This window comes from Herbidospora cretacea (assembly GCF_001570605.1).
Classification (GTDB): domain Bacteria; phylum Actinomycetota; class Actinomycetes; order Streptosporangiales; family Streptosporangiaceae; genus Herbidospora; species Herbidospora cretacea.
The window spans coordinates 293,575-302,976 of the sequence record NZ_BBXG01000002.1 but is presented as its reverse complement, the minus strand read 5'-3'; the positions used below and the strand labels follow the sequence as shown (position 1 = coordinate 302,976).

The window sequence follows — 9,402 nt, the reverse complement described above, 5'->3', positions numbered from 1 at the left end:
CCTCCGCCCGCAGCCATGGGAGCGCCACCCTGGATATCCTGGAAGGCTGATTGCTCACCATATTGGGCGTCAGGAATCCTCATGCGAGGCTGAGCGCCGTCAGTCCTTTTGGAGAGGGCTCCAGGCCCCGATGCAGGGGCGGGATTGGTGGGTGTGCGGGGCCCACCATGGCCATTAGCGATTGCTACTTACCAATACTGCGGTGAGTCTTGCCGTCGCCAGAGGTGCCGCTACCCGGCTTGGTCTCTGACACGTTCATGAACTTCTGGACGCCGGCACTTCGGACCGGCTTCGGAACACCGGAGGTCCAAGGAGTCTGCTCGTGAGGAGTACACATGCCACCGCGAAGCGGATTCCGGGGGATGGCGGTTGCGTTAGCCATTATCTATTCCTTGTTTCGTGCGATGGCGGCGTTAGACCAGAACATCGACTCTTCTAGCTTGGTGATCGCTAGCGACTTTTCCCGGCCTTCGGGGAGCCGACTATTCAGGTCGTCTGCTAGACGCCTATGCGCCTGCCTGACGCTGGTATGTGCGTCGCGCTTCTCTTCGTTGGTCGCGGCATGAAAGGCAAAGCGCCATTCGATATCTTCGGGAGTCACTAGAACGCGGGTTGCCTTCGCTTGATGTTGACATTAGTAGTTGGCGCACCGCTGGAATTAAGACCAGCGAGCATGGTAATCAGATCCGGAGATCCGCCAGGACCCATCTGGGCTTGGCCGGGGGCCGGAGGCATACCGCCAGGGGCACCCATTCCGGGAGGCATCATGCCGTCAGAACCGGGAAGGGTAGGAGACATGGCCCCTGGCGGGGCCTCGGGTGGGGCAAACGCCTTCTCAACAATGTCTTCCAGGGCCTTGCCCTTTTGGGCGCCCTTGATGACCGCTGCGATTTTACTGATTGCGCTGGCTGGGTCCATTCCCTGTTCCGCCAGCAATGGAATGGTGTTCGCGTAGCCGGCCAAAGACTGGACCAGAGAGTCTCTCAGGTCTTCGACGACAATGCGCTGTTCCTCTTGCGTGACATTGATGCCGAAGGGAAACTGCCGCCTAGCCAGATCCTTACTGATGAGGCGTGCGCCAAGAAGCTGGAGAATGAAGACGAGCGACCGGTTCGGATCAAGGCCAACGGCAAAACCATAGGAAACGTCGACAGAATAGTCGCCGTCTATATCTCGGCTAGGCTTCCAGCGGATCTCATACGGCACACCATCTTGGTTGCCGCGAATGCTTCGCTCATCATCGGGCCAATAGTGCTCATCCATTTTGAGGCTGAGCCGCATGGCCTCACGAAAGGCACCGGCGAAGACGTCTTGCGCAGCACGGATCTGGCTATCAAATCCGCCCTCTAGAGCGCGTACGCCTTGACCAGTGATGATGCTGCTATCAAGATTACCCGTCCGCGTCTGCGGATAACGGGCACCGATGCGAAGTTCATTGTCGAGAAGCTGTGATTCGGCGAAAGCCGCTTGCGGCAGATCGGCACCAACGATGCGAATCTTCTCGGGATTCTGGCTCCTAAGTAGAGCCATTGCACCGAGAGAGAACTCTTGGACATCCATGGGCACCGCAAGGGGTGCCTCGGCTGCTCGCTCGGCTGCCGCCATCGCCAGATTGGCGAAACGGTTACGGGCTACCTGCGTCCAGAGGACATCGGCGAATTGACCTCTACCGCGCTTAAGGCCGGGGCGTTCTGCGTAGGCTACCGCGCATTCACCCATGGTGTTCTTCGCGTCCGCCAGGACCAGGTTATGCCGCTCCGGCGCGTACATCATCGTGCGTTCGTCATCCCGATAAAGGATGACTTCGATCATGCTTTGAGAATATGGCGTATCGGTCGGTCCGGGAATGCGATCCGCATACTCGGGATACTCGATGCATAGTTCGGCAATGCTCTTCTTGAACACCTGCGTGAAGGCGTGGCACTTACCGTAGCGATCGACTTCCGCATACGTATTGCGAGGATCGATCAATTGCCAGCGCGGCGAGCGCGCCTCAAAGTCCGGCTCAATCAGGATCGGCATACGCCCATAAGAGGCGTAATAGTCGGCACCGCTATACATCTGCGTCTGTAGATCAGAGTGCGTCAGATAGTGGGCCATGCCCTTGGTCTTCTTGTCGGCCTTCGATCGGGCCGCATCCGAAACCATATTGGTCGCCGAGCCGTTGAAGCTCGGAAGCGGAGCCAGTGATTCCGCTACATCACGCGCGGCGATGTCGACGAAGTTCGCAATGATCGGCTTCGGAAAGTCCTCCGAGAACATTCCCGGAAAGACATCGTCGATATTGCCGTCTCGCACTGCGAAGACATCAGCGTCAGCACGATCACGCTCAGACTGGCTAGCCCTAAGCTCGTCAACCTTGGCAAAGATGGCCTTGAGGGGCGTTAGCGGGCGGGGAGTGTAGTGTGAGAAAAGCATTATGCGGCGTTGCTCGCCTGGATCAGATCATCAATATGGATGACGTTTTGATATCCGCGCCGGTAGCGCGGAACATACTTCGAACTCATATGGCTTTTCGCGCGCAAGGTGCGCTGCTCAACCACTTGCCTCGCCTTGATCTCCGCGAACCAGAGCGCTAGCGGAAGGTCCTGAACAAGGTCCTTGCCCTTGGCTCCAGGGCGCCAGGTGACGAGCTGCTCAATGAGAGCCTTCACGCCTTCCGAGTTGTGCGAGGAAGGAAGCGAGATCATCCGCTCTTTAAAGAGAGGAGAAAGTGAAGCCACGCCGAAATCAGGGTCAAGCTTGTTGGTCCCGGTGTAATGCTCAAGCATCGCAACACCGCGATTCGCAAGGAAGGAGCGGATCTGCTCATCCCTTGTGAGAAAGAGCTGAAAGGCGTTCTTTTCGACGATCCAGCATGACGGCTCATACTTCGTGGTCCAGCTCTCAATGATGTCTCGGATTGCTGATGGCGAAGGAGCGCGCATGCGATGCGCTTCGAGCACGTACCTTTTCAGCGTCTTCGGATCAACCGCATAGGCAACGGTGGCCGTCTCGCCGGCCATAGCAGGGTCCATAGCGCAGATGACATAGAGGCCGTCCATGCCGTCTGGCCGGTCGTGATGCTTGTTGTTCGCGCTCAGTCGGCCAACCGTGCGGTTGCCGTTGACGCAGGCACGGATGTCTCTCGGGTCAAAGATCGCGTCGCTTGACACGTCCATCTGCTGATAGACCATCGACCAGACACGGGGATCGATGCTCTTCCGTCGACGAGCAAGGCGAGGCCCATCCCATCGGGGGTAAAGCCCATCCTCATCCGGAAGGTCATCACTCCGCGGCCACGGCCGGTCGCTCTTCGGCCAGAGCGTCACCCAGTCGTTCGGATCATCCGCCGTCTCCAGGACGGCCGGCATGCCGAGGTAGGTCCAAGGCGAAACGCCATCCTCATAGTTGTCCGGGTTGCGGAGCTCCCGATACAGGTCAACCGTGTCGACGCGAGTGCCAACCACGATCAGTTGCCCGGTGTCACCAAGCCGAGACAAAACGTCCTGTTCCAGCCATCTTTTCTGACTGGCGTACTGAGAGGCGTTGGAGAGAAGGACTGCGTCGTCGACAAAAATCTTGGTGCTTCTCGCCCCGTAGATCTGTCCTCCGATGCCAACGATCTGGACCGTAGGGTCCTTCTCCTCCGGATTCCGGATGGCACTCGGGAACAGGATCTTCGTGGACTGCCACTGAGCGTCGTCAGAGTCGAACCCCTCAGGGGGCCCGAAGTCCTGTTGGAGCTGGGCATACCTCGGGTGAGTCAAACGCTGCTTGATGGCCCAAAGCATCTGGCTAGCAAGTTCGGCCGTCTTTGATACCAGGACGATTCGCTCGTCCGGATTCATGCACAAGAGATACGTAACGTAGTCAATGGTGCATGTGACCGTTTTCGCGTGGTCAGGCGGGATGTTGATGAGAACCATCTGCCGGTCGTTCTGCTCGTACCGCATCGACGGATGGAGCCAGCGAGGCTCCCGGTTCTCGATGACGTCGATCATGTTGAGCTGGTGCGGAAACGTCGCAGCCTGTAGGTACTTCAGGCGCCAGTCGGCGAAGGTCATCGAGCGGTTGGCGGGAGTCGGACCGTCTTCACGGACGGCCCGCACGACTTGAACCTGAGCCTTGAAATCCGCGTCACTTCGAAGCCAGTACTCGTAGCTTCGGGGCCCTCTGCCCACGGCAGCCGTCGCGGATGCAACGGTCCTACCGGCTCTGAGCTGGGCTAATACCAGTTCCTTGGCCTTGGCAATTCCAACGCGGTTGACTGCTTGATTACTAGTCCGCAATGTGGCTAAAGTATGTTTTGTCCGACCGGAACCCAGCGCGAATGGGGGTTCACCTGGTGGAAGGTCGGAACGTCAGGAGGGTAAATAGGTCAGGCGTATGCATGCCGGGCGTCGTTCTCGCCGAGCTGCCATGCGTGTATGCGTCTGACCTTCTCAAACTCTCGGTGGCCCACCGCGGTTACATAGGGCTGCCGAGCTGGGCCGATGGCTGCTCAATGGGCACGCATTCGAACCGACACCTGCGACCACGGGTAGTCATCGGCTCTTCAAAGCTTGGCGTCACGACATCGTGCGAGTCTTCCCCGGACTCCAGCACGGACGCCAAGAGCCGGAGTGAGCGCGCCCCGTTAGATCGCCGTCTAACCACACCCACCCCGCTCACTCCGGCACCGAAACTGCGCACCAAAGGCAAGGTAAGAAATGCGGCGTTCAGAACAAGACGCGGCGCTTGAAGAGCTATACGCCCGAGTGCCGGCCGTCAACTGCGTAGGGGATTGCTGGACCGAATGCAGCTCTATCGACATGAGCCCTCGGGAGCGGCAGCGCATCACGGAAGCGGGAATCCGAATACCGGATCGCCTTACGATGATCGCCGCTCAGGTCCGGAACGACGGGGCCAAGTGCCCCGCGCTCAATGCGCAGCGTCGCTGCTCGGTCTACGACCGCCGACCAATGATCTGCCGTATCTGGGGCGCAAGCAAGATGCTTGTCTGCGTGTGGGGCTGCAAACCGATTGAGGGGCGCTACCTCACACATGCCGAGTCGATGGAGCTGCTCCACCTCAGCCGTTCGATCGGCGGAGCCGATCCGTTCGAGCTGCCGGGATATGAGTATCTCGACCAGAACCCCGATCACGCGCGCCTGGTGGCGCGTGGCCGATACGTGGAAAACCTCGTGAGGGGATCAAGATCATCCGCCCAACATTAGCCCGCTGCGCTCGCGTAGCCGGCGAAGGACTGAGGGGCACCGCTAGGTGCATCGCCTTACTTGCTACTGCGGGAGCTAGGGCCCCGCCACTGCAAGACCATTGCGTAAGGGGAAGGGCCCAAAAGCCCTTCCCCGCTTGCGCTCTATAGGCACTACAGAAAGTCATGGGTTTGTCACCGCCGCACCGAGGCGGCGATAGGCATGGCTCACCGATCAATCGTGATGGAAGCCATCACAAGCTCCGGCCTTTCGGGGCCGGAGGCCAGGCAAGCACTGGCTAGTGGTTGCCGTCGCCCCGCAGGGCGACACAGGGGCGCCGAGCCAGCGCCCCATTAATCAACCCCCTATATATGTATTGCTTGAGGAAATGGAACCTTCCTTAAACAAAAAACATAACGATCTGGTAACGCCAGATACATGCAGGTCAGGGGGGTGAAGTTATACAAAAATATCGGGATGGATAGTAGAGGGGGAAGGGGGGCCGGCATTTAAAGCCGGCGGGTCAAGATCAGCTCATGCGCGGTGGGAACGATAACGGTTGTCATTTTCATTCTATCACCGCAGGTCACAGCCTTGCGCCACCTGGCGCACAGGCAAGGCACCTGTCTCATTTGAAAGCCAATCTGACCGCATATGGGCCCTGACCTCGTGATATGTGCGCCGGCGAGGCGCATGTACGGGCGCTTACCACGAATGGCAGCGTGCTGACAATCCAATCCCACCGAATTCCCTGGAATCGCGGCCACCTCATCAGGGCGATGAACGCAAGCCCGAACCGAGCGATGAATCCAGCCCTTAGGGCCTGGAGTGAAGACCTTAGGAATCCAGATCATCTAGGACTGTCGGCGACTCCTGGTCACCCAAGCAGCCGCTTGGAAGGTCTTCACTCGTCCACACAATGAACTGGGATGAAACAGAATCTCAGAATTTGTGTTGACAGGATTGGGTACCGGTACCCAATATTGACCCATCGCACCGAACGAAAGCGCCGAAGGCCCCTAGCAAAGGCTCGCGGATAGCAAGTAGATCGGGCCCGAAACGGGCACTCGCGAACGATTCTTAAGAACTTCATAGCCTGCACCGCTAGGGATGGGGTGGCCTCGCAAGGGGCATCGATCTTGGCTCTGTCCAGCTCCCGAATGGTCGCGTGAAAGGCAGGTGATCATGACTCTCTATGGGTTCACGGGCTTCCGTCCGATCTCCAGGGAGAGCACTATGTTCGATTCCGTTGCATTCGTCGCCAAGATGATTCTCTGCTCGGTTCTCACTATCGTCTGCGCGGTGGAGATCCTCCCGTTCGGGATGGAAGCCATCGCCTATTCGACCGACCGTGGCGACGTCACGTCTACCGTTCTTAGCCTCGCCATCGTGGCAATCACGGGGCTGGCGATCATCCTTGTTCCGCTTGCGGTCTATAGCGGCATCAAAGGCGAGATCCGCCATAACCGAGCCATGCAGCACAGCGCCGAACGTCGTCGCATCATGGATGCGGCAATCGCCGCGCGTTCCGCTCAATTCGCTTCACGTTCAGCCAATTAGCCCTCACCCCGTGAGCCCATAAAGGGTCGTGATCACTAGCGAATGTGTCTCTCTGTGAGGTCAACGGCCCAATGAGAGGAAACGCAATGAACACGTATCGCGTACAGGTTGACGCATACAACAGTTCCGAGAAAGTTCCGGACGTCACCTTTACATACGACATTCGGGCGTACGATCGCGCCGGTGCCATATGGAAGGTCCCGCTTACGCACTACACCGCCGTCGCGACATACCCCGAATGGCGAATCATGACGGCTGAGGTCCTACGCATTCCAGTCGAGCAAGAGGCTTCCATCGTGGGTGCCGACAAGATCTCGGATGCGAGTCTGAGAATCGGTGGTCACGGACCCTATGCGCCGTGGAACGTCATCGACTGATGGAATTCCGTAGCAACAGCTTCGGTGGTCGAGACGCCATCAAAGGCGCGCAGATCGTGGGCCGTACCAAGTCAATCAAGGGTGGCCTTTGGGCACCCCACATCAAGATTCGCACTCAAGGGTTCGAGTCTTGGAAACGACTCAAGGGCGACTACTCCACGGAGGAGAGCGCCATGAACGCCATTGTCCAGCACTTCAGTTAGCAGCATGGCCAACCCCGTTGGCCTCACAAAGAGACACAATCGCGACAAGGCAATCCTCTGCGGGTCAGCAAATTAATTCGAGAGGATACGAAATATGTATTTCAACACGGAGCGCGTCGAACTTCTTGGTGAGTGCGACGGGGCGTTTCTGATAGTGGACACTGCCAAGCACGTTGGCACGACCCACAGCGACAAGGAGGTACAGAAGGACTTACGAGAGCACGTCAAGGACTGCGAGATCTGCCAAAACACGATGCTCATGGAAGGTGCGTTCAGTCGCTAAGCGTTGCACCACAAGCCGGCATTTGTCGGCTCACACGGGATCGCCTTGTCGCCAGACCATAAGGAGAAACGTGTCATTAGTCGATGTTATCCCGGTGAACATGCGCCTCTTGGCGCTCTCGGGTAACGTCCAGATCTTTGCCACGGATAGAGCGTATCGGTTCATGATCAATGGCGCGTGGTGCGCTGAGATCGAATACAAGACGATCAAAATCCCCAGCGATGATCCCGACTTCCCCGAAGTGCTCACCGCGTTGTGGGAGACGGGCTGTCGCCAGGCTCGCATCCGCTACGCCGCACACAAGGGACCGATCTACGCCTAGAAATGCATCGGACGCCCATCTCCGGATGGGCGTCCTACCGCATGGCTAGTTGAACGAGAGGTGACCATGCCGCGTTTACTGGAGATCACGACCATCTACGGCATTGAATGGACCGGAGATGGAGATCGGGTCAAGGATCAAGACGGAGACTACGGCACGCGCCGTGAAGAATCCGTGATCGATGTCGACGCAGAATTAGCCGATGATGACGACCTGGATTCCCCGGCCGATGTCGTCGCATCGGCTCTGACCAACATCGGTGCCCTGGAGTACAGCCGGATGCCGTTTCAGCCGGGGGGCTGGTATTCGCACACGGAATACGTCACGGCTCCGCCGACCGAAGATGAGACCACGGTAAGGCTCCGGGGTTTCACCCCGGAGGATGAGTGTGAGATTTACGAGCGCTTGCGGCGCGCGTGTATCGTCCTTTGATCGCCGGAAGTGCATCGGGCACATCTCTCCCAATGGGAGGTGTGCCCTTTTGTATGGCCGGAACAGATGGGAGTAGCTAATGCCCCAGTGGCGTAAAGCCGCCGTCGCTCTCGACGGAAGCACCACCAAGTACGAATGTGAGGTGTCGGAAGAGACGTGGAACGGGTCGGAGATCCCGCGATTCAGTCGCCGCATCGCGGCGCGGCTCGTCTGGGATTTCACCACCGACCTGAATTGTGAGATGCATTTTGAGTGGGTGGGTGGCTCCATTCACATCGTAGACCGCGATTGGCGGGAGGTCATTCCCGAGATCGATGGTTGGTACCACTGGCCTTCAGGCTGGGCCTGGATTGAAGTCTGATCATTGCACCATTGGCCGGTCATCGGGGCCCGGCCATGCAATGGAGTGATCAGCAACAGCACCAATGCACTCCAGAAAGGCCGTGATGCACTACAGGGAACAGTTACGCAAGCGTGTTCGTGCGGGAATCCGATTCCTGGATGACCGCAGCGCAGCACACTCGATCTATATCCCCGCCGACTGGCGCGGCGAGATCGATTGGGAAAATCTCGACATGAGTTACTTCGGCTCCGATGTGCTGGAGCAGATTCTCTCACGTCGCAATCTGGATGGCCGGAAGATCGGATTGTCCGGTACGGATGTGATCAGTTTGGGGTTCGACCTTCCCAGCCTTGAGGGCAGTCGATATGAGCTGCTCACCGAAGTCTGGAAAGAAGAGGTGGGCGCATGAGCGCATACATGCTCATCCGTGCCGATAAGGGCGGTGAGTTTCTGGTCATGGCGGTAACGCCGGGGCCGACCTTGCTCGCGGGGCGCATAGAGCCCCGTGGCGATCAATGGGCCATCCTTCACGTCAGCGATGCTGTGTGGGGTCTGACCGCGAATCCGCTCGTGGACCTTGATCGGTTCGTGGATCAGTTCATCGCGGAGATACCGGCCGAGTTCAAGGATGCGACCCGTGAAGCGTAGGCAGTGCCTTGTCTGCGTGGTCTGGCTACCGTCCTACGGCGGTTCCGCGGTCGCGTT

The 9,402-nt window shown here is 58.4% G+C and carries 11 protein-coding genes; 8 read left to right on the top strand and 3 right to left on the bottom strand.

Annotation, left to right across the window (positions count from 1 at the left end; all coding sequences use genetic code 11):
- Positions 1-385 precede the first annotated feature (385 nt).
- From AW270_RS42260 to AW270_RS03980, 3 genes are all read right to left on the bottom strand, one after another.
- Positions 386-601 carry an Acb2/Tad1 domain-containing protein gene (locus tag AW270_RS42260; protein WP_082801283.1) on the bottom strand — a complete coding sequence of 72 codons (216 nt, stop codon included), beginning with the start codon at positions 599-601 and terminating at the stop codon, positions 386-388.
- The gene (locus AW270_RS03985) at positions 601-2,298 is read right to left on the bottom strand and encodes a hypothetical protein (protein ID WP_157521679.1); all 1,698 of its coding nucleotides are present in this window, start codon (positions 2,296-2,298) and stop codon (positions 601-603) included. The genes AW270_RS42260 and AW270_RS03985 overlap by 1 nt, the downstream gene beginning before the upstream one ends.
- A gap of 119 nt (positions 2,299-2,417) precedes the next feature.
- Positions 2,418-4,091 carry a hypothetical protein gene (locus tag AW270_RS03980; RefSeq protein WP_157521678.1) on the bottom strand — a complete coding sequence of 558 codons (1,674 nt, stop codon included), beginning with the start codon at positions 4,089-4,091 and terminating at the stop codon, positions 2,418-2,420.
- A 600-nt stretch (positions 4,092-4,691) separates the two neighbouring features.
- Here AW270_RS03980 and AW270_RS37455 point away from each other — a divergent pair.
- From AW270_RS37455 to AW270_RS03935, 8 genes are all read left to right on the top strand, one after another.
- Positions 4,692-5,198 carry a YkgJ family cysteine cluster protein gene (locus tag AW270_RS37455; protein ID WP_082801282.1) on the top strand — a complete coding sequence of 169 codons (507 nt, stop codon included), beginning with the start codon at positions 4,692-4,694 and terminating at the stop codon, positions 5,196-5,198.
- Between the two features lie 1,215 nt (positions 5,199-6,413).
- Positions 6,414-6,737 carry a hypothetical protein gene (locus tag AW270_RS03975; RefSeq protein ID WP_157521677.1) on the top strand — a complete coding sequence of 108 codons (324 nt, stop codon included), beginning with the start codon at positions 6,414-6,416 and terminating at the stop codon, positions 6,735-6,737.
- Between the two features lie 86 nt (positions 6,738-6,823).
- On the top strand, positions 6,824-7,114 hold the full coding sequence (locus AW270_RS03970; protein WP_061290715.1) for a hypothetical protein: 291 nt from the start codon (positions 6,824-6,826) through the stop codon (positions 7,112-7,114).
- Between the two features lie 556 nt (positions 7,115-7,670).
- The gene (locus AW270_RS03955) at positions 7,671-7,922 is read left to right on the top strand and encodes a hypothetical protein (RefSeq protein ID WP_157521676.1); all 252 of its coding nucleotides are present in this window, start codon (positions 7,671-7,673) and stop codon (positions 7,920-7,922) included.
- 66 nt (positions 7,923-7,988) lie between these two features.
- A complete protein-coding gene (locus AW270_RS03950) occupies positions 7,989-8,354 on the top strand; it encodes a hypothetical protein (RefSeq protein WP_157521675.1) in 366 nt (121 codons plus the stop codon).
- 79 nt (positions 8,355-8,433) lie between these two features.
- Positions 8,434-8,715 (top strand): hypothetical protein, encoded by a 282-nt coding sequence (locus AW270_RS03945; protein ID WP_061290706.1) that lies wholly within the window; start codon positions 8,434-8,436, stop codon positions 8,713-8,715.
- A gap of 85 nt (positions 8,716-8,800) precedes the next feature.
- On the top strand, positions 8,801-9,106 hold the full coding sequence (locus AW270_RS03940) for a hypothetical protein (protein WP_157521674.1): 306 nt from the start codon (positions 8,801-8,803) through the stop codon (positions 9,104-9,106).
- Positions 9,103-9,345, top strand: coding sequence for a hypothetical protein (locus AW270_RS03935; RefSeq protein ID WP_061290703.1), 243 nt, complete (start codon positions 9,103-9,105; stop codon positions 9,343-9,345). The genes AW270_RS03940 and AW270_RS03935 overlap by 4 nt, the downstream gene beginning before the upstream one ends.
- The last annotated feature ends 57 nt before the right edge of the window (positions 9,346-9,402 follow it).

What these genes read in the sequence shown, in the direction of transcription:
- AW270_RS03950 (WP_157521675.1), top strand. Translation starts at nt 7,989, where the DNA reads ATGCCGCGTTTACTGGAGATCACGACCATCTACGGCATTGAATGGACC.
- AW270_RS37455 (WP_082801282.1), top strand. Translation starts at nt 4,692, where the DNA reads ATGCGGCGTTCAGAACAAGACGCGGCGCTTGAAGAGCTATACGCCCGA.
- AW270_RS03945 (WP_061290706.1), top strand. Translation starts at nt 8,434, where the DNA reads ATGCCCCAGTGGCGTAAAGCCGCCGTCGCTCTCGACGGAAGCACCACC.
- AW270_RS03970 (WP_061290715.1), top strand. Translation starts at nt 6,824, where the DNA reads ATGAACACGTATCGCGTACAGGTTGACGCATACAACAGTTCCGAGAAA.
- AW270_RS03935 (WP_061290703.1), top strand. Translation starts at nt 9,103, where the DNA reads ATGAGCGCATACATGCTCATCCGTGCCGATAAGGGCGGTGAGTTTCTG.
- AW270_RS03940 (WP_157521674.1), top strand. Translation starts at nt 8,801, where the DNA reads ATGCACTACAGGGAACAGTTACGCAAGCGTGTTCGTGCGGGAATCCGA.
- AW270_RS03975 (WP_157521677.1), top strand. Translation starts at nt 6,414, where the DNA reads ATGTTCGATTCCGTTGCATTCGTCGCCAAGATGATTCTCTGCTCGGTT.